The organism is Klebsiella sp. JB_Kp004 (genome assembly GCF_040065795.1).
GTDB lineage: Bacteria > Pseudomonadota > Gammaproteobacteria > Enterobacterales > Enterobacteriaceae > Klebsiella > Klebsiella quasipneumoniae.
This window is the reverse complement of record NZ_JBEAKW010000010.1, coordinates 109,671-131,928: the sequence shown is the minus strand read 5'-3', so window position 1 is coordinate 131,928 and position 22,258 is coordinate 109,671. Positions and strand designations below refer to the sequence as shown.

At 62.0% G+C, this 22,258-nt stretch carries 20 protein-coding genes; 11 read left to right on the top strand and 9 right to left on the bottom strand.

Annotated features, from left to right (window positions below; translation table 11 throughout):
- Positions 1-379: 379 nt before the first annotated feature.
- The gene (locus ABLX76_RS12340) at positions 380-934 is read right to left on the bottom strand and encodes a GNAT family N-acetyltransferase (RefSeq protein ID WP_002912829.1); all 555 of its coding nucleotides are present in this window, start codon (positions 932-934) and stop codon (positions 380-382) included.
- Positions 935-1,019: 85 nt separating this feature from the next.
- Complete coding sequence (gene dld, locus ABLX76_RS12335; protein ID WP_065812292.1) at positions 1,020-2,765, bottom strand: D-lactate dehydrogenase; 1,746 nt, start codon at positions 2,763-2,765, stop codon at positions 1,020-1,022.
- Positions 2,766-2,959: 194 nt separating this feature from the next.
- Between dld and bglX the strand changes: the two genes are divergently transcribed.
- From bglX to ABLX76_RS12310, 5 genes are all read left to right on the top strand, one after another.
- Positions 2,960-5,257: a beta-glucosidase BglX gene (gene bglX / locus ABLX76_RS12330; protein ID WP_123822852.1), complete on the top strand. Its 2,298-nt coding sequence runs from the start codon at positions 2,960-2,962 to the stop codon at positions 5,255-5,257.
- Between the two features lie 136 nt (positions 5,258-5,393).
- Positions 5,394-6,311, top strand: coding sequence for an ABC transporter substrate-binding protein (locus ABLX76_RS12325; protein ID WP_023290425.1), 918 nt, complete (start codon positions 5,394-5,396; stop codon positions 6,309-6,311).
- Between the two features lie 7 nt (positions 6,312-6,318).
- Positions 6,319-7,476, top strand: a complete 1,158-nt coding sequence (locus tag ABLX76_RS12320; RefSeq protein ID WP_044524199.1) for an ABC transporter permease — start codon at positions 6,319-6,321, stop codon at positions 7,474-7,476.
- Positions 7,469-8,416, top strand: coding sequence for an ABC transporter ATP-binding protein (locus tag ABLX76_RS12315; RefSeq protein ID WP_023290423.1), 948 nt, complete (start codon positions 7,469-7,471; stop codon positions 8,414-8,416). Before ABLX76_RS12320 ends, ABLX76_RS12315 begins: the two co-directional genes overlap by 8 nt.
- Positions 8,400-9,137: an ABC transporter permease gene (locus ABLX76_RS12310; protein ID WP_348874578.1), complete on the top strand. Its 738-nt coding sequence runs from the start codon at positions 8,400-8,402 to the stop codon at positions 9,135-9,137. Before ABLX76_RS12315 ends, ABLX76_RS12310 begins: the two co-directional genes overlap by 17 nt.
- Here the strand turns inward: ABLX76_RS12310 and ABLX76_RS12305 are convergent.
- Positions 9,112-9,225, bottom strand: a complete 114-nt coding sequence (locus tag ABLX76_RS12305) for a protein YohO (protein WP_002912762.1) — start codon at positions 9,223-9,225, stop codon at positions 9,112-9,114. The genes ABLX76_RS12310 and ABLX76_RS12305 overlap by 26 nt on opposite strands.
- A 229-nt stretch (positions 9,226-9,454) precedes the next feature.
- Between ABLX76_RS12305 and ABLX76_RS12300 the strand changes: the two genes are divergently transcribed.
- The 3 genes from ABLX76_RS12300 to ABLX76_RS12290 are packed head-to-tail and all read left to right on the top strand — an operon-like array spanning position 9,455 to position 12,374.
- Positions 9,455-11,143: a sensor histidine kinase gene (locus ABLX76_RS12300; RefSeq protein WP_004189065.1), complete on the top strand. Its 1,689-nt coding sequence runs from the start codon at positions 9,455-9,457 to the stop codon at positions 11,141-11,143.
- Complete coding sequence (btsR, locus tag ABLX76_RS12295) at positions 11,137-11,856, top strand: two-component system response regulator BtsR (protein WP_023290421.1); 720 nt, start codon at positions 11,137-11,139, stop codon at positions 11,854-11,856. The genes ABLX76_RS12300 and btsR overlap by 7 nt, the downstream gene beginning before the upstream one ends.
- A gap of 47 nt (positions 11,857-11,903) precedes the next feature.
- The gene (locus ABLX76_RS12290; protein ID WP_023290420.1) at positions 11,904-12,374 is read left to right on the top strand and encodes a DUF1456 family protein; all 471 of its coding nucleotides are present in this window, start codon (positions 11,904-11,906) and stop codon (positions 12,372-12,374) included.
- Between the two features lie 109 nt (positions 12,375-12,483).
- On the opposite strand, the gene metG is transcribed toward ABLX76_RS12290, so the two are convergent.
- Positions 12,484-14,517, bottom strand: a complete 2,034-nt coding sequence (gene metG / locus ABLX76_RS12285; protein WP_348874585.1) for a methionine--tRNA ligase — start codon at positions 14,515-14,517, stop codon at positions 12,484-12,486.
- Between the two features lie 153 nt (positions 14,518-14,670).
- On the opposite strand from metG, the gene apbC reads away from it, so the two are divergent.
- Positions 14,671-15,780, top strand: coding sequence for an iron-sulfur cluster carrier protein ApbC (gene apbC, locus ABLX76_RS12280; protein ID WP_023290418.1), 1,110 nt, complete (start codon positions 14,671-14,673; stop codon positions 15,778-15,780).
- Here apbC and ABLX76_RS12275 read toward each other — a convergent pair.
- Positions 15,777-16,238, bottom strand: coding sequence for a GNAT family N-acetyltransferase (locus tag ABLX76_RS12275; RefSeq protein WP_348874576.1), 462 nt, complete (start codon positions 16,236-16,238; stop codon positions 15,777-15,779). The genes apbC and ABLX76_RS12275 overlap by 4 nt on opposite strands.
- Positions 16,213-16,530: an RcnB family protein gene (locus ABLX76_RS12270; RefSeq protein WP_004201590.1), complete on the bottom strand. Its 318-nt coding sequence runs from the start codon at positions 16,528-16,530 to the stop codon at positions 16,213-16,215. The genes ABLX76_RS12275 and ABLX76_RS12270 overlap by 26 nt, the downstream gene beginning before the upstream one ends.
- A gap of 183 nt (positions 16,531-16,713) precedes the next feature.
- Here ABLX76_RS12270 and ABLX76_RS12265 point away from each other — a divergent pair, with 183 nt between their 5' ends.
- Complete coding sequence (locus ABLX76_RS12265; RefSeq protein WP_032453496.1) at positions 16,714-17,613, top strand: LysR family transcriptional regulator; 900 nt, start codon at positions 16,714-16,716, stop codon at positions 17,611-17,613.
- On the opposite strand, the gene ABLX76_RS12260 is transcribed toward ABLX76_RS12265, so the two are convergent.
- Positions 17,603-18,946, bottom strand: a complete 1,344-nt coding sequence (locus tag ABLX76_RS12260) for an NCS2 family permease (protein ID WP_023290415.1) — start codon at positions 18,944-18,946, stop codon at positions 17,603-17,605. The two genes, ABLX76_RS12265 and ABLX76_RS12260, sit on opposite strands and share 11 nt — an antisense overlap.
- A gap of 2 nt (positions 18,947-18,948) precedes the next feature.
- Positions 18,949-20,760 carry an adenine deaminase C-terminal domain-containing protein gene (locus tag ABLX76_RS12255; RefSeq protein WP_243806100.1) on the bottom strand — a complete coding sequence of 604 codons (1,812 nt, stop codon included), beginning with the start codon at positions 20,758-20,760 and terminating at the stop codon, positions 18,949-18,951.
- Positions 20,761-20,880: 120 nt separating this feature from the next.
- Here ABLX76_RS12255 and ABLX76_RS12250 point away from each other — a divergent pair, with 120 nt between their 5' ends.
- The gene (locus ABLX76_RS12250) at positions 20,881-21,795 is read left to right on the top strand and encodes a LysR family transcriptional regulator (protein WP_241516552.1); all 915 of its coding nucleotides are present in this window, start codon (positions 20,881-20,883) and stop codon (positions 21,793-21,795) included.
- On the opposite strand, the gene ABLX76_RS12245 is transcribed toward ABLX76_RS12250, so the two are convergent.
- Positions 21,792-22,214: a universal stress protein gene (locus ABLX76_RS12245; RefSeq protein ID WP_023290412.1), complete on the bottom strand. Its 423-nt coding sequence runs from the start codon at positions 22,212-22,214 to the stop codon at positions 21,792-21,794. The genes ABLX76_RS12250 and ABLX76_RS12245 overlap by 4 nt on opposite strands.
- Between the last annotated feature and the right edge of the window lie 44 nt (positions 22,215-22,258).

Sequence of the window (22,258 nt, the reverse complement as noted above, 5' to 3'; positions counted from 1 at the left end):
TTGTGCCGGATGGCGGCTGACGCCTTATCCGGCCTACGTTATTTGGCGCCGGGTTCGGCCCCTTAGTAGGCCCGGCAAGCGCAGCGCCGCCGGGCAATCACGCCGAGTGCCGCGTTTATGCCGGATGGCGGCTGACGCCTTATCCGGCCTACATTATTTGGCGCCGGGTTCGCCTCCTTCGCAGGCCCGGCAAGCGCAGCGCCGCCGGGCAATATACCCGGCACCGTGCCGCGTTTGTGCCGGATGGCGGCGGACGCCTTATCCGGCCTACATTATTTGGCGCCGGGTTCCGCCCCTTAGTAGGCCCGGCAAGCGCAGCGCCGCCGGGCGATCGGGCTGGGGGGTTTATACCGCGAGCCGCGGGATGTGACGCCGAATATTACTCCGGCAGCGTCCAGTCGCCGTCACCCAGCGCGCGCTGCATAATCAACGTATCCCGCCAGTCGCCCATCTTATAGCCGACGCTGCGCAGCTGACCCGCCACGGTAAAACCGAACTTTTTATGGATCGCCAGCGAGCCGGCATTGTTATGGCCATCGCCGATGATCGCCAGCATCTGCCGCCATGGGCCTTTCTCGCATTCGGCGATCAGCCGCGACAGCAGCGCGCTGCCGATGCCGCGCCCGCCCATTCCGGATTCCACGTAGATCGATTCTTCGAGGGTGTAGCGATAGGCCGGGCGCGGGCGATAGAAAGTGGCGTAGCAGTAGCCGACGATAGCCCCGCGCCAAAGCGCTACCAGCCAGGGCAGCCCGTTATCGCGCACGGTCTGGATCCGTTTACGCATTTCGTCAACGGTGGGGGGGATCTCTTCGAAGGAGGCGCGACCATTGAGCACGTGCCAGACATACAGCGCGGCGATGGCGTGCGCATCGTCGGGCAGCGCTTCACGAATTTCTAAATCACTGTCGAGTAACGGGGCCTCTGCAGGCATGGCGGCGCTCCTGAATCTGCCGGAGAGACATTCTCCGGCGTGCAGCGTAATACAGAAGCGCCAGGCTGAATAGTCCTGCCGCCGATTATTGCGGATCTGTCGGGGAGACTGGCGCCGGGGCCGCTTCACCCCAGTATTTCTGCTTGCTGGTTTTGCCGATCCCCGGGTTCATGCTGTTGGTCGGATCGTTCTGGCGATAGAACTGCTGCAGGCTCTCCGGCGCTTCATACAGATGACCCACGTTATGCTCCGCCGGGTACTGGGCGCCGCGGGCTTTCAGCAACGCCAACATCTGCTCCTTCAGCGCATGGGCGTCGACCCCTTTCTTGACGATGTAATCCTGATGGAATACATGGCACATAAAGTGGCCATAGTAGAGCTTATGCACCAGCTGGCTGTCGATTTCCGGCGGCAGATGTTCGAACCACTCGGTATCGTTGCGGCGCAGGGCGATATCCAGCGCCAGAATATCTTCCACCTCGTCAGCATGCACCGCCTGATAGCGGATCGCCGCGCCCGCGGCGGCAAAGCGATGGAGGAACGCTTTGCTGCCTTCCTCCGGCGTGCAGGCGAAGAACTCCCCCTCGGCCTGTTGGAAGTACGCCGTCAGCCAGCGCTGCGCTTCTTCGATGCCGTCGCCGGCCATCTTCAGCAGCAGATGGTGTTCATATTTGTCGCGCCAGGTTTTCATCCGCTCCGGTAAATGCGCCGGGAAGACGTGGCCGAGCTTCTGCATAAAGCGGTCGGTAAAGTGCGGCTTAAACAGCGACACTTTCTCCAGCATCGCGTCGGTGCGCCCCTTCATGGTGAAGAAGAACGGCATTTTGTCGGTGCCGAGCTTGTCGATCATCAGGAAGGTGTCTTTGCCATACTTCTCGGCGATATCGTAAATATCGCGGTGCATATATTCCCCGGCCACCGGCAGATGCTGGAACTCGGCGAGGATATGGCGGCGGATCTCGGTCAATACCTGCGGCTGATTGGTGCCAATGTAAAACACCTGCTGGCGCTTCTCCGCCGGGAAGGTATCGAGACGCGCGGCGAAAACCGCCAGTTTACCGGCGCAGCCGGAGGATTCGAACAGGCGGTCCGGGTCGGCGTTGTAGCGCGCCGGGGTGTCGGCATCGACATCGCGCACGCGGGTAACATAGTCGTGATCGTGGGCGTGGCGGCCATCATGCAGCACATCGCTATCGCTGATCCGCTCGTCGTCGAGTCGGCTGAGGATCTGCTCCGGCGTACTGCCGAGATCGATGCCCAGATGGTTGACCAGCTTTAGCTTACCGTCGGCGTCAATCTGCGCGAACAGCGACATCTCGGTATAGGCTGGCCCGCGCTGCACCAGGGAGCCGCCGGAATTGTTGCAGATCCCGCCGATCACCGACGCGCCGATGCACGATGAGCCGATCACCGAGTGCGGCTCGCGCCCCAGCGGTTTCAGCGCTTTTTCCAGTGAATAGAGAGTGGTGCCGGGCCAGGCCAGCACCTGCTCGCCTTTGTCCAGCAGATGCAGCTTATCCAGGCGCAGGGTGCTGATAATCACGATCTCGCGATCGTAATCATTGCCGTTGGGGGTGGAGCCTTCGGTCAGGCCGGTGTTGGCCGCCTGCATCAAAATGATTTTATCGGCGTCGACGCAGGCGTTAAGCACGCGCCAGAGTTCCAGCAGGGTGCCGGGAAAGACAACCGCCAGCGCTTCGCCCTGGCCGGAGCGGAAGCCTTTGCGGTAGCGCTGGGTTTTTGCCGGGTCGGTCAGCAGATGCGCAGGGCCAACCAGGCGCGCCAGGTCAGCCAGAAACGTTTTATGCGTGTTAGTGGGTGCAGATGACATGTTCCACTCCTTGTGGTGGTGCGCGAAATATCGAGGATAAGCATAGCGCTTTGTATGACAATTTGATGCATGAATGTTTCGCAAAAATCAGAGAAGAACCTTAGCATTCTGCGGGCGCGTTGTTTATATATATGGCAAACTGCGGTTTTTATTATGTTTTACCAAGTCCCCGTCTGAGAAAAAGCGAGATAACAATGAAATGGCTCTGCACTGTAGGCGTCGCCGTGAGTCTGGCGCTGCAACCCGCGCTGGCGGATGAACTGTTTGGTAACCACCCCCTGACCCCGCAGGCGCGGGATGCCTTTGTTACCGACCTGCTGAAAAAAATGACCGTGGACGAGAAAATCGGCCAGCTGCGTCTGATAAGCGTCGGCCCGGATAACCCGAAAGAAGCGATCCGCGAGATGATCAAAGCGGGCCAGGTGGGAGCGATTTTTAACACCGTCACCCGTCCGGATATCCGCGTCATGCAGGATCAGGTGATGCAGCTTAGTCGCCTGAAGATCCCGCTGTTCTTTGCCTACGATGTGCTGCACGGCCAGCGCACTGTCTTCCCGATAAGCCTCGGTCTGGCCTCGTCGTTTAACCTCGACGCGGTGAAAACCGTGGGCCGCGTGTCAGCTTATGAAGCCGCCGATGACGGGCTGAACATGACCTGGGCGCCGATGGTCGACGTCTCCCGCGACCCGCGCTGGGGACGCGCTTCCGAAGGCTTCGGGGAAGACACGTATCTGACCACGATGATGGGCCAGGCGATGGTGGAGTCGATGCAGGGCAAGAGCCCGGCGGATCGCTATTCGGTGATGACCAGCGTCAAGCACTTCGCCGCCTACGGCGCAGTGGAGGGCGGGAAAGAGTACAACACGGTCGACATGAGCCCGCAGCGTCTGTTCAACGACTATATGCCGCCGTATAAAGCCGGACTCGATGCCGGCAGCGGCGCGGTGATGGTGGCCCTGAATTCGCTGAACGGCACCCCGGCGACCGCCGATTCCTGGCTGCTGAAAGATGTCCTGCGCGACCAGTGGGGCTTTAAAGGCATCACGGTTTCCGACCACGGCGCCATCAAAGAGCTGATCAAGCACGGCGTGGCCTCCGACCCGGAAGACGCGGTGCGCGTGGCGCTGAAGTCCGGCATCAACATGAGCATGAGCGACGAGTATTACAGCAAATACCTGCCGGGGCTGGTGAAATCCGGCAAGGTGACCATGGCTGAGCTGGATGACGCCACCCGTCACGTGCTCAACGTCAAATATGACATGGGGCTGTTCAACGATCCGTACAGCCACCTGGGACCAAAAGATTCTGACCCGCAGGACACCAACGCGGAAAGCCGTCTGCATCGTAAAGAGGCGCGCGAAGTGGCCCGCGAGAGCCTGGTGCTGCTGAAAAACCGTCTCGATACGCTGCCGCTGAAAAAATCCGGCACTATCGCGGTGGTGGGCGCGCTGGCGGACAGCAAACGCGACATGATGGGCAGCTGGTCGGCGGCGGGCGTGGCCGATCAGTCGGTGACCGTCCTGACCGGCATCAAAGAAGCGCTGGGCGATAACGGCAAAGTGATTTACGCCAAAGGGGCGAACGTTACCGACGACAAAGGCATTGTTGATTTCCTCAATCTGTATGAGAAAGCAGTGCAGGTTGACCCGCGCTCGCCGCAGGAAATGATCGACGAAGCCGTCGCGGCGGCGAAGCAAGCCGACGTGGTGGTCGCCGTAGTGGGCGAGGCGCAGGGGATGGCCCATGAGGCCTCCAGCCGGACCGACATCACCCTGCCGCAGAGCCAGCGCAATCTGATTGCCGCCCTCAAAGCCACCGGCAAACCGCTGGTGCTGGTGCTGATGAACGGCCGTCCGCTGGCGCTGGTGAAAGAGGATCAGCAAGCCGATGCGCTGCTGGAGACCTGGTTTGCCGGCACCGAAGGCGGGCATGCCATCGCCGACGTGCTGTTTGGCGACTATAACCCGTCGGGCAAGCTGCCGATGTCCTTCCCGCGCTCGGTGGGGCAGATCCCAACCTACTACAGCCACCTCAATACCGGTCGGCCGTATAATCCGGAGAAGCCGAACAAGTACACCTCGCGTTACTTCGATGAGGCCAACGGCCCGCTGTACCCGTTTGGCTACGGCCTGAGCTACACCACCTTTAGCGTCTCCGATGTCACCATGTCGTCGGCCACCCTGCCGCGCGACGGCAGCGTGACCGCCAGCGTGCAGGTGACCAACACCGGCAAACGCGAAGGGGCGACGGTCATTCAGCTGTATCTGCAGGACGTCACCGCCTCCATGAGCCGGCCGGTGAAAATGCTGCGCGGCTTTAAAAAGGTCACCCTCAAGCCGGGTGAAACGCAAACCGTCAGCTTCCCGATCGACGTCGACGCGCTGAAGTTCTGGAACCAGCAGATGAAATACGTCGCTGAGCCGGGCAAATTCAATGTCTTTATCGGCGTGGACTCCGCCCGCGTGAAGCAGAGCGAGTTTGAGCTGTTGTAAGGCAGAGCCCTTAAGCCCAACGTCACACGTTAAAGGCCGATTAATCGGCCTTTTCTTTTTCGTATCGCTGGCAAATGGACTACGCTTTTCTCTTAAGCTTCTGTAAGCGAAGCGCAAAAGAACTGAGGGAAGCGGGATGAAGATGGCGACGAAATGGTCCGGCGCGCTGGCGCTGGCCGCCCTGATAAGTGTGCCGCTGCAGGCGGCGGAGCCGGTGAAGGTCGGCTCGAAAATTGATACCGAAGGGGCGCTGCTGGGCAATATGATCCAGCAAGTGCTGGAAAACCACGGCGTCAAAACGATTAATAAAATCCAGCTCGGCACCACGCCGGTGGTGCGCGGGGCGATTGTCGCCGGCGAGCTGGATATCTACCCGGAGTATACCGGCAATGGCGCTTTCTTCTTTAAAGATGAAAATGACCCGGCATGGAAGAATGCCCGGCAGGGCTATGAGAAGGTGAAACGCCTGGATCAGGAGAAACATCAGCTGGTATGGCTCACCCCGGCGCCGGCTAACAACACCTGGACCATCGCCGTGCGCCAGGAGCTGGCGGAGAAAAATCATCTGACCTCGCTGGCCGACCTCAGCCGCTATCTGCAGCAGGGCGGCGAATTTAAGCTGGCGGCTTCGGCGGAGTTTATTGAACGCCCGGACGCGCTGCCGGCGTTTGAAAAAGCGTATGACTTCAAACTCAACCAGAACCAGCTGCTGTCGCTGGCCGGAGGCGATACGGCGGTGACCATCAAAGCGGCGGCGCAGCAGACCTCCGGCGTCAACGCGGCGATGGCCTACGGCACCGACGGCCCGGTGGCGGCTCTGGGGTTACAGACGCTGAGCGACCCGCAGGGCGTGCAGCCGATTTACGCCCCGACGCCGGTGGTGCGCGAGGCGGTGCTTAAAGCCTACCCGCAGATCGCCGACTGGCTGAAGCCGGTCTTCGCCAGCCTCGATGAAAAGACCCTGCAACAGCTCAACGCCCGCATCGCGGTGGAAGGCCAGGATGCGAAGCGCGTGGCGGCAGATTATCTGCAGCAGAAAGGCCTGCTGAAGTAAGCCACCGGTGACCATTCGCTGTACTCACCGCGTCGGCCTGCTGCTGACAGGCCTGCTGCTGGTTACGCTGGCGCTGCCGTTTATCGCTTACGCGCCGAATCGCTTACTCTCCGGGGAAGGGCGCGGGCTGTGGCAGGTGATGCCCTGGCTCGCCGGCGTTCAGCTGGCGGCAGCCCTCGCCGGGATCCTGCTCTGCTGGCTGCCGGGCAGGGTTGCGCCGCTTCTCCATCTGCTGCTGGCCGAACTGCTCTTCCCGCTGCTTATCTGGGGCAGCGGCCAGGCGGCGATTGAGCTCTCCCGGCACGGCTCGCCGCTGGCGCGCACCTCGCCCGGCAGCGGTTTGTGGCTGTCGCTGGCGCTCTGCCTGCTGCTGGCCAGCGAGGCCATTCGTCATCTTACCGCCCGGCCGCTGTGGCGCTGGCTGCTCAATGCGCAAGTCTGGCTTCTGCCCATCATCCTGCTCGCCGCCGGGGCGCTCGATCAGCTCTCGCTGCTGAAGGAGTATGCCAACCGCCAGGAGGTGTTTGACGACGCCCTGCGCCAGCATCTGCTTCTGCTGTTTGGCACCCTGCTGCCGGGCCTGATCATTGGCCTGCCGCTGGGGGTATGGCTCTGGCGGCGTCCGCGCTGGCAGGCGCCGGCCTTCACCGTGCTCAATGTGATCCAGACTATCCCGTCGGTGGCGCTGTTCGGCCTGCTGATTGCCCCGCTTGCCGGTCTGGCGCGCTATTTCCCGGCGCTGGGCGAGCTGGGCGTCTCCGGGACCGGCGTGGCGCCGGCCCTGATCGCCCTGACGTTGTATGCGCTGCTGCCGCTGGTGCGCGGGGTGGTGACCGGCCTGCAGCAGGTGCCGCGGGATGCGCTGGAGAGCGCGACGGCGATGGGCATGAGCGCCGGACAGCGTTTTCGTCAGGTGCAGCTCCCGCTGGCGATGCCGGTGCTGTTGCGCAGCCTGCGGGTGGTCAGCGTGCAAACCGTCGGCATGGCGGTGGTGGCGGCGCTGATCGGCGCCGGCGGCTTTGGCGCGCTGGTGTTCCAGGGGCTGCTGAGCAGCGCGCTGGATCTGGTGCTGCTCGGGGTCGTGCCGACCATTGCCCTGGCGGTGGTCGTGGATGCCCTGTTCGCCCTGTGGGGCGCCTGGCTGAAAGGAGAGGCCAATGATTGAATTTGAAGGGGTCAGCAAAGCGTTTGCCGGCCACCCGGCGGTGAAGGACCTGACCCTGCAGCTGCGCGAAGGCGCTTTCTCGGTGCTGGTGGGAACCTCCGGCTCGGGCAAGTCGACGACGCTGAAAATGATCAACCGCCTGCTGGAGCCGGACCGGGGCATGATTCGCTTTGCCGGCGAAGACATTCGCCAGCAGCCGCTCCTGACCCTGCGGCGGCGGATGGGCTATGCCATCCAGTCCATCGGCCTGTTTCCCCACTGGACGGTGGCGCAGAATATCGCCACCGTGCCGCAGCTGCAAAAATGGCCGCGGGGGAGGATCGCCGACCGGGTCGACGAGCTGATGGCGCTGCTGGGGCTGGAGGCAACGCTGCGCGACCGCTACCCTCATCAGCTCTCCGGCGGCCAGCAGCAGCGGGTCGGGGTGGCGCGGGCGCTGGCGGCAGACCCGGAGGTACTGCTGATGGATGAGCCCTTCGGCGCCCTCGACCCGGTGACCCGTGAGGCGCTGCAGCAGGAGATGCTGCGCATCCATCGCCTGCTGGGGCGGACGATTGTCCTGGTGACCCATGATATTGACGAAGCGCTGCGTCTCGCGGACCACCTGGTGCTGATGGACGGCGGCGAGGTGGTCCAGCAGGGGGCGCCGCTTGAGATGCTCATGCGGCCAGAGAATCGCTTTGTGCAAACCTTTTTTGGCCGCAGCGAGCTGGGCGTGCGCCTGCTGTCGCTGCGCGAGGTGCGGGACTATCTGCGTCCCGACGAGCGGCTGGCGGGCGAGGGGCTGACCGTCACCATGACCCTGCGGGAAGCGCTGTCGCAGTTTGTCGCCCGGCGCTGCGAAGCGCTGCCGGTGGTGGATGCCGAGGGGCAACCCTGCGGCACGCTGCATTTTGCCGATCTGCTGCGCCAGGAGGCGAGTCATGAAGGCGCTTCGTGAGCCGCTGTGGTGGCTTAGCGCGCTGTTTATCGGCCTGCTGGCGGGGCTGCCCTACAGCGCGCCGCTGTTCAGCCGGCTGTTTCCGGAACTGCCGCGGCCGGTCTACCAGCAGGAGAGCTTCTGGGCGCTCACTGTCGATCACGGCTGGCTGGTGGCGGCGTCCAGCCTCGCGGCGACCGCTGTCGGGCTGGGGGCAGGGGTGGCGGTCACCCGGCCCGCGGGCAGCGCGTTTCGTCCGCTGGTGGAGACCATCGCCGCTATCGGGCAGACCTTTCCGCCGGTGGCGGTGCTGGCGATGGCGGTGCCGGTGCTGGGCTTTGGCTGGCTGCCGGCGCTGATCGCCCTCGCGCTGTATGGCATATTGCCGGTGCTGCAAGGGACTCTGGCCGGTCTGGGGTCGATACCGTCGGGCGTGTCAGAAGTGGCAGAAGGGATGGGCATGACCGGCTGGCAGCGTCTGTGCAAGGTGGAGCTGCCGCTGGCGGCCCCGGTGATCCTGGCGGGGATCCGCACGTCGGTCATCGTCAATATTGGTACCGCGACGATAGCCTCGACGGTGGGGGCCAATACGCTTGGGACGCCGATCATCATCGGCCTGAGCGGGTTTAATACCGCCTATATCGTGCAGGGGGCGCTGCTGGTGGCGCTGGCGGCGATTATTGTCGACCGCGTATTTGAGCGCCTGGCCCGCTGGCTCAGCCGACACCGCCACGTACAATAAAGGAATAGCCGGCCAGCATCACGCCGCTGATCCCGCCGATGGCCATAAGTAAGAAGAGAGTGACGACCGCGATTTTCGCTGGCTTCATAATAGGCTCCTGATGTTAACAGGGGGATTATACGGTGAAGCACAGGTGTTAATGAAACATTAATTGCGGTTTAGCGCGCCGCGCCGGGCTTTTTGCCGCTTTCGCTGCGTCACGCGCCGCAAAAAAGTGTGATCCTGCCCGTCATTTTTCATTTTTATGCAGGGCTTCAAAGAAAGTCTCCGCCAGGCAGTGTAAGGTACGCGCTTTCAGGAATGTGTGGTTTGCGGGTATGTACGAGTTTGATCTGGTGTTGCTGCTGCTTCAGCAGATGTGCGTATTTTTGGTCATCGCGTGGTTGATGAGCAAAACCCGACTGTTTATCCCCCTGATGCAAGTCACCGTTCGCCTGCCGCACAAGCTGCTGTGCTACGTCACCTTCTCCATTTTCTGCATTATGGGGACCTATTTTGGTCTGCATATCGAAGACTCTATCGCCAACACCCGCGCCATCGGCGCCGTGATGGGCGGCCTGCTCGGCGGCCCGGTGGTCGGCGGGCTGGTGGGGCTGACCGGCGGCCTGCACCGCTACTCGCTGGGGGGGATGACCGCCTTAAGCTGCATGGTCTCCACTATCGTCGAGGGGCTGCTGGGCGGTCTGGTGCACAGCGTGCTGGTCAAGCGCGGCCGGCCGGACAAAGTCTTTAGCCCGCTGACCGCCGGGGCGATCACCTTCGTGGCCGAGCTGGTGCAGATGATGATTATTCTGCTGATCGCCCGCCCGTTCCAGGACGCCCTGCATCTGGTGCAGAGCATTGCCGCGCCGATGATGGTAACCAATACCGTCGGCGCGGCGCTGTTTATGCGCATTCTGCTGGACAAGCGGGCGATGTTCGAGAAGTACACCTCCGCCTTTTCCGCCACGGCGCTGAAGGTGGCGGCGTCCACCGAGGGGATCCTGCGTCAGGGGTTCAACGAAGAGAACAGCATGAAGGTGGCCCAGGTGCTGATCCAGGAGCTGGATATCGGCGCGGTGGCGATCACCGACCGCGACAAGCTGCTGGCGTTTACCGGCATCGGCGACGACCATCACCTGCCGGGCAAACCTATCTCCTCCTCGTATACGCAACGGGCGATTGAGACTGGCGAGGTGGTGTATGCCGACGGCAACGAGGTGCCCTACCGCTGCTCGATTCATCCGCACTGTAAGCTGGGGTCGACGCTGGTGATCCCCTTGCGCGGCGAGAACCAGCGGGTGATCGGCACCATCAAACTGTATGAGGCGAAAAACCGCCTGTTCAGTTCGATCAACCGCACCCTGGGGGAGGGGATTGCCCAGCTGCTGTCGGCGCAGATCCTCGCCGGGCAGTACGAGCGGCAGAAGGCGCTGCTGACGCAATCCGAAATCAAGCTTCTGCATGCCCAGGTCAACCCGCACTTCCTGTTTAACGCGCTTAACACCCTGAAGGCGGTGATCCGTCGCGACAGCGAGCAGGCCGGCCAGCTGGTGCAGTATCTGTCGACCTTCTTTCGCAAGAACCTGAAGCGGCCGACAGAAATCGTCACCCTCGCCGATGAGATCGAGCATGTTAACGCCTACCTGCAGATTGAGAAGGCCCGCTTTCAGGCTAACCTGCAGATCCAGATGGCGGTGCCGGAAGGGCTGGCGCATCACCAGCTGCCGGCCTTTACCCTGCAGCCGATCGTGGAGAACGCCATTAAGCATGGCACTTCGCAACATCTTGGCGTCGGCGAAATTACCATTCGCGCCAGCCAGGACGATCGCTGGCTGCAGCTGGATATCGAAGATAACGCCGGGCTGTACCGGGCCAACCCTCAGGCCAGCGGGCTGGGGATGAATCTGGTGGACAGGCGGCTACGGGCGCGTTTTGGCGCCGACTGCGGCATCAGCGTCACCTGCGAACCGGAGCGGTTTACCCGTGTCACCCTACGTTTGCCCCTGGAGGAGAATGCATGCTGAGAGTATTGATCGTCGATGATGAGCCGCTGGCGCGGGAAAACCTGCGTATTTTGCTGGAGACTCAGCGCGATATCGAGATCGTCGGCGAATGCGGCAACGCGGTGGAGGCGATTGGCGCGGTCCATAAGCTGCGTCCCGACGTGTTGTTTCTCGACATCCAGATGCCGCGCATCAGCGGCCTGGAGATGGTCGGGATGCTCGACCCGGAGCACCGCCCCTATATCGTGTTTCTCACCGCCTTTGATGAATACGCGGTGAAAGCCTTTGAGGAGCACGCCTTTGACTATCTGCTCAAGCCGATTGAAGCTGCCCGGCTGGAGAAAACCCTAGCCCGCCTGCGCCAGGAGCGTAATCTGCAGGATGTGTCGCTGCTGGATGACGCCCGGCAGACGCTGAAATACATACCCTGTACCGGCCACAGCCGTATCTGGCTGCTGCAGATGGAGGATGTGGCCTTTGTCAGCAGCCGGATGAGCGGGATCTACGTGACCGACCGCGAGGGCAAGGAAGGGTTTACCGAGCTAACCCTGCGCACCCTTGAGAGCCGCACGCCGCTGCTGCGCTGTCATCGCCAGTATCTGGTGAATATGGCGCACCTGAAGGAGATTCGCCTGGAGGAGAATGGTCAGGCGGAGCTGCTGATGCGCGCCGGGCAAACGGTGCCGGTGAGCCGGCGCTATTTAAAAAGTCTGAAAGAGGCGATTGGCCTGTAAAGCTGCTACACTGCGCCCCATTGCATCATCGACAGTAAAAGGCACTCATGCTCAGTAATGATATTCTTCGTAGCCTGCGCTACACCCTGAAAGTCAATAATAACGATATGGTGCGCATTCTTGCGCTATCCGATATGGAATCCACCTCCGCCAGCTTCGACACCTGGACGACGAAAGAGGATGAAGAGGGCTTTGTCCGCTGCCCGGACATTATCCTGTCGGGTTTCCTCAACGGCCTTATCTATGACAAGCGCGGTAAAGACGATTCAGCGCCGGAGCTGGCGCTGGAGCGCCGGGTGAATAACAATACGGTGCTGAAAAAGCTGCGGATCGCCTTCTCGCTGAAAACGGATGATATTGTGGCGATCATGAGCGAGCAGAAATACCGCGTCTCGGTGCCGGAAGTGACCGCCATGATGCGATCGCCTGACCACAAAAACTACCGCGAGTGCGGCGACCAGTTTCTGCGCAATTTCCTGCGCGGCCTGACCCAGCGGGTGCATAACCCGAAGGCGTGATGGTTAGCCGGGGGCGGCTTCGCCTTACCCGGCCTACAAAACCCGTCGGCCCGTGCAAGCGTAGCGCCGCCGGGCAAAAAAAAGCCGGAGATATTCTCCGGCTTTTTTATTATTTCACCTGCTGACCCGGCTTCGCGCCGTCGTCAGGGCTTAACAGGAAGATATCCTTCCCGCCAGGGCCGGCGGCCATCACCATCCCTTCCGAGATGCCGAAGCGCATTTTGCGCGGCGCCAGGTTGGCGACCATCACCGTCAGGCGGCCAATCAGCGGCTGCGGATCCGGATAAGCGGAGCGGATGCCGGAGAAGACGTTACGCTTCTCGCCGCCAAGATCCAGCGTCAGGCGCAGCAGCTTGTCGGAGCCCTCGACGAATTCCGCGTTTTCAATCAGCGCCACGCGCAGGTCGACTTTGGCGAAATCGTCAAAGGTGATGGTTTCCTGAATCGGATCGTCCGCCAGCGGACCGGTGACCGGCGCCGCGGTGGCTTTCACCTCTTCTTTAGAGGCTTCCACCAGGGCTTCCACCTGCTTCATCTCGATGCGGTTGTACAGCGCCTTAAACGGATTGACCTTATGCGCCAGCAACGGCTGCTGGATGGCGTCCCAGCTCAGCTCGCTGTTGAGGAACGCTTCCGCACGCGCGGCCAGCTGCGGCAAGACCGGCTTCAGCCAGGTCATCAGCACGCGGAACATATTCAGGCCCATGGTGCAGATGGCCTGCAGGTCGGCGTCGCGGCCTTCCTGTTTCGCCACCACCCACGGCGCCTGCTCATCGACATAGCGGTTGGCCACGTCGGCGAGGGCCATGATTTCGCGGATGGCCTTACCGAACTCGCGGCTGTCCCACGCTTCGCCGATGCTTTCCGCCGCGTCGGTGAAGGTTTTGTACAGCGCCGGGTCGGCCAGCTCAGCGGCCAGCACGCCGTCAAAACGCTTGCTGATAAAGCCGGCGTTGCGCGAAGCGAGGTTAACCACCTTGTTGACGATGTCGGCGTTAACGCGCTGGATAAAGTCTTCCAGGTTGAGGTCGATATCATCGATGCGCGAAGAGAGCTTGGCGGTGTAGTAGTAGCGCAGGCTGTCGGCATCAAAGTGCTTCAGCCAGGTGCTGGCCTTAATGAAGGTGCCGCGCGACTTAGACATCTTCGCGCCGTTGACCGTCACGTAGCCATGCACGAACAGGTTGGTCGGTTTACGGAACTGGCTGCCTTCCAGCATCGCCGGCCAGAACAGGCTGTGGAAGTAGACGATGTCCTTGCCGATAAAGTGATACAGCTCGGCCGTGGAGTCTTTCTTCCAGTATTCGTCGAAGCTGGTGGTGTCGCCGCGCTTGTCGCACAGGTTCTTGAAAGAGCCCATGTAGCCGATCGGCGCGTCCAGCCAGACGTAGAAATATTTGCCCGGCGCGTTCGGAATTTCGAAGCCGAAGTACGGCGCATCGCGGGAGATGTCCCACTGCTGCAGGCCGGATTCGAACCACTCCTGCATTTTGTTCGCCACCTGCTCCTGCAGCGCGCCGCTGCGGGTCCACGCCTGCAGCATTTCGCTGAACGACGGCAGGTCGAAGAAGAAGTGTTCGGAGTCACGCATCACCGGCGTGGCGCCGGAGACCACCGATTTCGGGTCGATCAGTTCGGTGGGGCTGTAGGTCGCGCCGCACACTTCGCAGTTATCGCCGTACTGGTCCGGAGATTTACACTTCGGACAGGTGCCTTTCACAAAACGGTCCGGCAGGAACATGCCTTTTTCCGGATCGTAGAGCTGAGAGATGGTGCGGTTTTTGATAAAACCGTTCTCTTTCAGACGGGTGTAGATAAGCTCCGACAGTTCGCGGTTCTCGTCGCTGTGCGTCGAGTGATAGTTATCGTAGCTGATGTCGAAGCCGGCAAAATCGGTCTGATGCTCCTGACTCATCTCGCCAATCATCTGCTCCGGAGTGATACCGAGCTGTTGCGCCTTGAGCATGATCGGCGTGCCGTGGGCGTCGTCGGCGCAGATGAAGTTGACCTCGTGGCCGCGCATTCGCTGGTAACGGACCCAGACATCAGCCTGGATGTGCTCCAGCATGTGGCCGAGGTGGATGGAGCCGTTGGCGTACGGCAGGGCGCACGTTACCAGAATTTTCTTCGCGACTTGAGTCATAGTGAGCATTACATCTTCTGTTGTAAAAAGGGCTTCCGATATTACCAAAAGGGCTGTGGGTGCGCCATAAATGGCTGCCCATATATGGATAATCCTTTCCTGTGATAAACTCTGTGATTACTGAAAGCATCTCAAAACAACAAAGGAGTCGGGATGAATTCGCAATCCCAGGCCAAATCCCCCGAGCGCCTCCGCGCGATGGTCGCCGGGACGCTGGCCAATTTCCAGCACCCAACCCTGAAGCATAATCTCACCACCCTCAAGGCGCTGCACCATGTCGCCTGGCTGGACGATACCGTTCATATCGAGCTACAAATGCCGTTCGTCTGGAGCAGCGCCTTCGAAGCGCTCAAAGAGCAGTGCAGTGCCGAGCTGTTGCGCATCACTGGCGCGAAGGCCATCGACTGGAAGCTGACCCACAGCATCGCGACCCTCAAGCGCGTGAAAAACCAGCCCGGCATCAACGGCGTGAAGAACATTATCGCCATCAGCTCCGGGAAAGGCGGCGTCGGTAAATCCTCCACGGCGGTAAACCTGGCGCTGGCGCTCGCCGCGGAAGGGGCGAAGGTGGGCATTCTGGATGCCGATATCTACGGCCCGTCGATTCCGACCATGCTTGGCGCGGAAGACAGCCGCCCGACCTCGCCGGACGGTACCCATATGGCGCCGATCATGAAGTTCGGTCTGGCCACCAACTCCATCGGCTACCTGGTGACCGACGACAACGCCATGGTGTGGCGCGGGCCGATGGCCAGCAAGGCGCTGATGCAGATGCTGCAGGAGACCCTGTGGCCGGATCTCGACTACCTGGTGCTGGATATGCCGCCGGGCACTGGCGACATCCAGCTGACGCTGGCGCAGAACATTCCGGTCACCGGCGCGGTGGTAGTCACCACGCCGCAGGATATCGCGCTGATCGACGCCAAAAAAGGCATCGTGATGTTCGAAAAAGTGGAAGTGCCAGTGCTGGGGATCGTGGAAAACATGAGCATGCATATCTGCAGCAACTGCGGGCACCATGAGCCGATCTTCGGCACCGGCGGCGCACAAAAACTGGCCGAGAAATACCACACCCAGCTGCTGGGCCAGCTGCCGCTGCATATTACGCTGCGGGAAGATCTGGATAACGGCACGCCGACGGTGGTGGCGCGTCCGGAAAGCGAATTTACCGACATCTACCGCCAGCTGGCGGGTCGGGTGGCGGCCCAGATGTACTGGCAGGGAGAAGTGATCCCGGGTGAGATTGCCTTCCGCGCCGTTTAAGGCCGCGGCGAGCGCATCAGCCAGTATCCGCCCTCGGGCGAGGCGCCCTGTGCTTCGATGGTCCAGCCGTGACGCTGGTAGAAGCGCAGGGCGTTTTTATTTTCCATCAGGCACTTCAGCGTCCCGCTGGCGGTAAAGGTCTGTTCGACCTGCGCCAGCAGCGCGCTGCCGATATGTTTGCCCTGCCAGTCCGGGTCGACGAACAGATGGTGAAGAAAGTTATCGGCGGTCCATACGGCGGCAAAGCCCACCGGCAGGCCGTCGTATTTCGCGACCCACAGCTGTTCATCAGCGGTGGCGGCATCGAAATCTTCCAGCCGCCACGTCGTGGAGGGAAGCCAGGTCCACGACGCACTGCGCGCCCGCAGAAAGAGCTGGCGCAGCGCCGGAGAGTCCGCTGGTTCGCCGGGGCGGATGCGGAGTTTGAGCGGATCAGCGATGATAGAAGATCTCGCCATCGTACACCTTGAGGATTTTGCCTTCGGTGTCGGTGATCAGCACGTAGTTACCGCCCATATAGGTCCAGTGGCTGCCGGCGTCCGGCGCGGGCAGATTACGCTGCTGCCACCCTTTGATGTTGTATTCGGGGGTGAGGTACATCGCCGGAACGGTGTCGCCAATGTGAAACTGGGTGAAGTCGGCGGTGAACTCTTTCAGCGCATACTGATCGATCCCCGCGGCAGAAGCCGTCCAGCTGGCGCCGGCGGTGGCAAGGAGTACGCCCAGAAGCATCATTTTTGTTTTACGCATAGTTTCCTCAATATTACCTGGACTCAAAATAGCAGCCTCGTATCATTCCTGATGCGTTGCTGAAATGGCAAGCACTGGATTTTTAAAAAGTGTAAGCAAAACACGGCGCAAGTCCTGCGCCGCTTGCGTTGCAGCGACGGTGATGCCTATTTTGGGAGCAATCTGAAGCAGGGGAGTATCGGCATGTTCAGGCTGGAAGATCTGACCTTATTTGTCCGCGCCGCGGCACTGGGCAGTTTTAGCGACGCCGCGCGCGAGGCGGGGCAGCAACCGGCGCAGGTGAGCGCGGCGATTAAGCGTCTGGAGACGATCCTCAATATTCGCCTGTTCGCCCGCTCGACCCGCAGCCTGCGCCTGACGCCGGAGGGGGAGACCTGGCTGCCGTATGCCACCCAGATGCTCGATACCCTCGAGGCCGGCCTGCAGAAGATCCAGACCCCGGACGATGAAATTCGCGGCATGCTGCAGATCGCCGTGCCGTCGGATCTCGGGCGTAACCTGCTCCTGACCCTGTTCCGCGACTTTCGGCAACGCCACCCGGCGCTGCGCCTGCGGCTGCTCTTTTCCGACCAGCTGACCGACGTGTTTAAAGATCCGGTGGACGTCGCGTTTCGCTATGGCAATAACGATGACGCCTCGTTTATTTCGCTGCCGGTGGCGCCGGAAAATCGTCGGGTGCTGGTGGCCTCTCCTGAGTGGATCGCCCGCCACGGCGAGCCGCAGACCCTTGAGGAGCTCGGCCAGCACAATGCGTTGATCTACATATTGCGCGGCCGCCCGTTCGACCGCTGGTCGCTGAGCCTCGACGGCGAAGTCCTGCAGCAGAAGGTCTCCGGCACGGTGATGAGCGACGACGCGGAGGTGATCCGCCGGCTGGCGGTAGCCGGGGAGGGCATTGCCTATAAATCGATGCTCGACGTCAGCGACGATCTGCGGGCGGGCCGCCTGCGGCGCCTGCTGCCGCGTTACCAGGGGGATGTGGTACCGTTGAACCTGATTTGTCCGCACCGCAAACAGCTCTCTGCTGCGGTGCGTTTGTTATATGAAGAGGTGAAATCACATTGTGAAGGGCTTAATGTCTAACTAAGGTCGCGAAGTAGTAGACCAGCGGGACGGCCAGCACCCACAGGCCAATCGGGATTTCCCGCCACTTGCCGGCGATGGCCTTGATCACAATGTAAAACAGCAGCCCGCCGGCGATGCCGGTGCCGAAGCTGTTGGCGATGAGGGTGATCATCACCATCATCAGCACCGGCAGGCCGTCGGTGAAGTTTCCAAGATCCACTTTGCGCAGGCCGCTGAACATGTTCAGGCCGATCAGGATCAGCGCCGGGGCGGTGGCCTCCTTCGGGATCATCAGCGCCACCGGCGTGAACAGCAGCATCAGCAGGAACATCACCGCCGCCGACAGCGCGGTGAGGCCGGTTTTGCCGCCGGCTTCCGCCGCCGCCGAGGACTCAATCAGCGCCGTTGCCGCCGGAATACCTACCCACGGGCCGAGCGCCGCGGCAATCGAATCGACCATAAACGGGCGATTAATCTGCGGCATGTTGCCTTCTTCATCCAGCAGACCCGCCTCGCCGCCCACCGCCAGCGTCGTCCCCATGGTGGAGAAAAACTCAGAAGCGAAAAAGACGAACAGGAACGGCAGGAAGGCGATGTTTAACGCCCCCAGCAGGTCAACCTCTCCCAGCACCGGGGCCAGCGAGTGGGGGACATCGATAAAATGCGTCGGCAGTTTCGTGACGCCGAACGGGATCCCCACCAGGGTAGCGCACAGAATGGCCCACAAAATGGCGCCCGGCACCTTACGCGCCTGCAGGGCTATCGCCAGGAACAGGCCGCACAGCGCCACCAGCGCGCCGGGGGCGAGGAAGTCGCCGAGCATCAGGGCGTTGGTTTTGGCATTGGCGAGCACCAGCCCGGCGTTGCGAAAGCCGAGGACGGCGACGAACAGGCCGATGGAGGCCGTCAGCCCCAGCTTGATCGACTGCGGCACCGAGCGGGTGACCACTTCGCGCAGGCCAAAGCGGGTCAGCAGGAAGAAGAGAACCCCCGACCAGCAGGCGATCCCGAGGCCCGTCTGCCAGCCAATTCCCTCGCTACCGGCCAGCGTGACCCCCACCAGCACCGAGCCGCCAATGCCCGGGCCGACGATAAACGGCAGGTTGGCGTAAAACGCCATCAGCAGCGAGCCGACGACGAAGACCAGAATGGTGCCGGTGGTGGCGGCCCCTTTGTCCATTCCGCCTATCGCCAGCAGTCCCGGGATGACCACCAGTAAATAGGCGGCGGCGAGAAAACCGGTGATCCCGGCCAGGCATTCGCTGCGCAGCGTGCCGCCGCGCGAGCGCAGCGCAAAGCGGCGCTCCAGCCAGTTATCGCGGGCGGAAGAGTGAAGTGTGTTATCGGCCATGCTCAGGCTCCCTGAGGATTATTGTTGTGAGGCGTTGGTACCGGGGTTTCCCGGCAGGCTATCAACGGGTCGACTATCTGGCGGCTGCCGCCGTCGGTCAGACCCAAATCGGTTAAATGCGGCCCGGCGTTACAGGCAAGACAGGTGCCTTCAATGGCCTTAAAGACCCGGTACGGCGGCTCCCAGTCGGCGATTTTGCTGCTCAGATCGCGCAGCTCGCGGAACTGACGCGCCAGCTCGGCGGCCGGGAGATCCGACAGCATGCCGGCAATCGGCATCGCCACATGGGCGAGGATCTCGCCCCGTTGCGCCAGCGCCATCCCGCCGCCGGAGGCGATAAGCTGGTTGGCCGCCAGCGCCATATCCTCAGCATTGCGCCCGAGCACCACCAGATTGTGTGAATCGTGGGAATAGCTGGTGGCGATGGCGCCGCGCAGCTCGCCCCAGCCTTCAAGCAGGGCGATTTGCGGCGTCGCCTGATGGCGGCCGTGGCGGTGCTTGACCCAGATCAGGCTGAAGCCGGCGGGCAGCTGGACCTGGCCGTCGCGGATCTGCACCTCGACCTCACCCCACTGGGTGAAGCGCGCGCCGCGGATATGGCGCAGGCGGGCGACGCCGTGGCGAATGCCCTTGATGCGCAGGATAAAGTCATCGGCGGCGAGGGGGGCTATCTGCAAGGTATCGCGCGGCGGCGTCACGCCCGGCGCCGGGGCGATCGGCTTCAGCAGGCGGCCGGCATGGGCCAGCCGTTCCCCGCCAACGTAGACTTCGCGGGCCGCCAGCTTCTCCAGGGAATCAAACACCACCAGGTCGGCGCGTCGCCCGGCGGCAATCAGCCCGAGATCGTGGCGCTGCAGGCGAATAGCAGCGTTGAGGGTGGCGAAACGCAGCGCATCGACCGCCGGTAATCCATGCTCGATCAGCAGGTTGAGCAGGGCGATGATCCCGCCTTTCTCCAGCAGCATATCCGGCGGCACGTCATCGGTGCAGACGGTGATCTGCGAGGAGAGGTGCGGCAGCGTTTTCAACGCCGCCACGATATCCGGCAGCAGGTAGGGGTGCGAGCCGCGGATCTCGATCGTCAGCCCGGCGCGCAGTTTTTCCAGCGCGTCGTCCGCCGAGGTCAGTTCATGATCGGAGGTGACGCCGGCGGCGAGATAGGCCTGCAGGTCGGCGCCGCTCAGCCCGCGGGCGTGGCCTTCAATCAGTTTTCCGCTGTTGAGACCGGCCTGGACAATCTCCTGCATCCGCTCGCTGCCGTGCAGCACGCCGTGCATATCCATCACTTCCGCCACGCCGCGCACTTCCGGCCAGCCGAGCATAGTCTCCATTTCCGCGCCGGCGAAATCGGCGCCGGACATTTCGAGTCCGGGGGTGGAGGGCACGCTCGACGGCGCGGCGACCATCACCTGCAGCGGCAGGTGGCGGCTGGCGTCTACCGCGTAGCGCACGCCCTCGACGCCGAGCACGTTGGCCAGCTCATGCGGATCCCAAAACACCGCGGTGGTGCCCTGAGTGAGGACGATTTCGGCGTAGCGCTCGGGCGGCAGGTGGGAGCTTTCAAGGTGCACGTGGGTGTCCATCAGGCCGGGCGACAGGTAGCCGCCGGACAGGGAACGCACTTCATGGGCGTCGACGCGGCTGCCGCGCGGGTGGACGCTGGCGATCATCTCGCCGACGATACCGACGTCAGCCGGGCGGATTTCGCCCGTGGCCATATCGACGATCTGCGCATCGACCAGCAGCAGATCAAACGGGGATTCGCCGCGCGCGGCCTGCACGGCGCGACGGCGGACTTGAGCATTGCTGGACATAACCACTCCGGCACAAGGATAATGCGGATACTCTAGGGGCACAGCAAACGTTTGCCCAGATGAATAAATTTATCACCCGATAAGCTCGGGTTATTGTGCAGGACCACCGTAGCGAACCCGATGATGAACGAACCCTGGCAGCGGCTGCCCGCGCTCTCTCTTAAACAGCTTCAGTATTTCGTCACCCTGGCCCAGCTGCGCCATTTTACCGATACCGCCAGTCGGCTGGCGATTAGCCAGCCGGCGCTGAGCAGCGCTCTGCGGCAGATTGAAACGGTGCTCGGCGGCAAGCTGGTCAACCGCACCGCTTCGGCGGTCACCCTGACTGAACTGGGGGCGGCGATTTTACCCCACGCCCAGCGGATCCTCAGCGTGGCGCAGGCGGCCTTTTTCGATATGCAGCAGATCGTCGAGGCGGGCGGCGACGGGACGGTGCGCATCGGCCTGGTGCCGTCGGTCAGTTCGCTGCTGTTTCCGCTGCTGCCGCAGACCCTGGCCCAGGCCTTTCCCCGCCTGCGTATTGAATTTCACGATCAGACCAACGATGCGCTCATCCAGGCGCTGTTGCGCGGCGAGATTGATTTCGGCATCGGGGCGATCGACAGCTCACTGCCCGCAGAACTGCTGGTCTATCCGCTGCGCGACGATCCCTTCGTGGCGGTGCTGCACCGCGACGATCCGCTGGCCGCGCAGGCGCATCTGCCGTGGAAACAGCTGGTGGGGCGGGACATTGCCGTCTTCTCGAAGGGCAATATTCAGCGGCTGGTGGCGGCATTAGTGGAGAGCCATCGCCTGACGCTGACCACCCGCTACCAGGTGGACTATATCGAAACCCTGTATGGCCTGGTGCGATCGCGCTTAGCGGTGGCGATACTGCCGGAGCTGTACACCACCCATCTGCAGGACCCGGCGCTCAAGGTCGCCGAGCTGCAGCAGCCGGCGTTGACCCGCACGGTGGCCCTGATGCGCGGGCCGCAGGCGCTGCCGCCGCTTATCGAAGCCTGTTTTTCCCTGCTGCAGGCCGCCTTGCGCTAGGGCAGGTGCTTGATCAGCACGTCTATGGTTAAGTGGTTGATGTACTCCAGCGAGTGTGAGGAGAGGACGCCCAGCAGCCGGTTATGGTGCCCGGCAATAATTAAATCGATCTGCCGCTGTCGAACGCAGGTTTCGACATCTTCAAAGCGGCGGGTGGTCACCAGCGAGAGGGTATCCACCGGCAGGGAGACGGTGCAGGCCAGCTCGTTGAGCAGGGCTTTGGCCTGGATCACCTCCTGCGAGACCTGATCGTCGCGCAGGCTGTCGGAAACATAGTTCAGCGCCCGGTAGTCGGTGCTGATGTGGGCGATAGTGATGCGCATGCCGTTCTCTTCCGCCATTCTGGCGGCATGTTCGAGCAGCGGGACGCCGTCCTGACTGCTGTTAATCAGTACCAGCGCATGGTGATAAAGCGCCATAAATACCTCCGCGCAAAAAAGTTGTCCTCAGCGTATTTTGAGCC

Coding starts and splice junctions, on each gene's coding strand:
- ABLX76_RS12340 (WP_002912829.1), bottom strand. CDS start 934: ATGCCTGCAGAGGCCCCGTTACTCGACAGTGATTTAGAAATTCGTGAA.
- dld (WP_065812292.1), bottom strand. CDS start 2,765: ATGTCATCTGCACCCACTAACACGCATAAAACGTTTCTGGCTGACCTG.
- bglX (WP_123822852.1), top strand. CDS start 2,960: ATGAAATGGCTCTGCACTGTAGGCGTCGCCGTGAGTCTGGCGCTGCAA.
- ABLX76_RS12325 (WP_023290425.1), top strand. CDS start 5,394: ATGAAGATGGCGACGAAATGGTCCGGCGCGCTGGCGCTGGCCGCCCTG.
- ABLX76_RS12315 (WP_023290423.1), top strand. CDS start 7,469: ATGATTGAATTTGAAGGGGTCAGCAAAGCGTTTGCCGGCCACCCGGCG.
- ABLX76_RS12310 (WP_348874578.1), top strand. CDS start 8,400: ATGAAGGCGCTTCGTGAGCCGCTGTGGTGGCTTAGCGCGCTGTTTATC.
- ABLX76_RS12305 (WP_002912762.1), bottom strand. CDS start 9,225: ATGAAGCCAGCGAAAATCGCGGTCGTCACTCTCTTCTTACTTATGGCC.
- ABLX76_RS12300 (WP_004189065.1), top strand. CDS start 9,455: ATGTACGAGTTTGATCTGGTGTTGCTGCTGCTTCAGCAGATGTGCGTA.
- btsR (WP_023290421.1), top strand. CDS start 11,137: ATGCTGAGAGTATTGATCGTCGATGATGAGCCGCTGGCGCGGGAAAAC.
- ABLX76_RS12290 (WP_023290420.1), top strand. CDS start 11,904: ATGCTCAGTAATGATATTCTTCGTAGCCTGCGCTACACCCTGAAAGTC.
- metG (WP_348874585.1), bottom strand. CDS start 14,517: ATGACTCAAGTCGCGAAGAAAATTCTGGTAACGTGCGCCCTGCCGTAC.
- apbC (WP_023290418.1), top strand. CDS start 14,671: ATGAATTCGCAATCCCAGGCCAAATCCCCCGAGCGCCTCCGCGCGATG.
- ABLX76_RS12275 (WP_348874576.1), bottom strand. CDS start 16,238: ATGGCGAGATCTTCTATCATCGCTGATCCGCTCAAACTCCGCATCCGC.
- ABLX76_RS12270 (WP_004201590.1), bottom strand. CDS start 16,530: ATGCGTAAAACAAAAATGATGCTTCTGGGCGTACTCCTTGCCACCGCC.
- ABLX76_RS12265 (WP_032453496.1), top strand. CDS start 16,714: ATGTTCAGGCTGGAAGATCTGACCTTATTTGTCCGCGCCGCGGCACTG.
- ABLX76_RS12260 (WP_023290415.1), bottom strand. CDS start 18,946: ATGGCCGATAACACACTTCACTCTTCCGCCCGCGATAACTGGCTGGAG.
- ABLX76_RS12255 (WP_243806100.1), bottom strand. CDS start 20,760: ATGTCCAGCAATGCTCAAGTCCGCCGTCGCGCCGTGCAGGCCGCGCGC.
- ABLX76_RS12250 (WP_241516552.1), top strand. CDS start 20,881: ATGATGAACGAACCCTGGCAGCGGCTGCCCGCGCTCTCTCTTAAACAG.
- ABLX76_RS12245 (WP_023290412.1), bottom strand. CDS start 22,214: ATGGCGCTTTATCACCATGCGCTGGTACTGATTAACAGCAGTCAGGAC.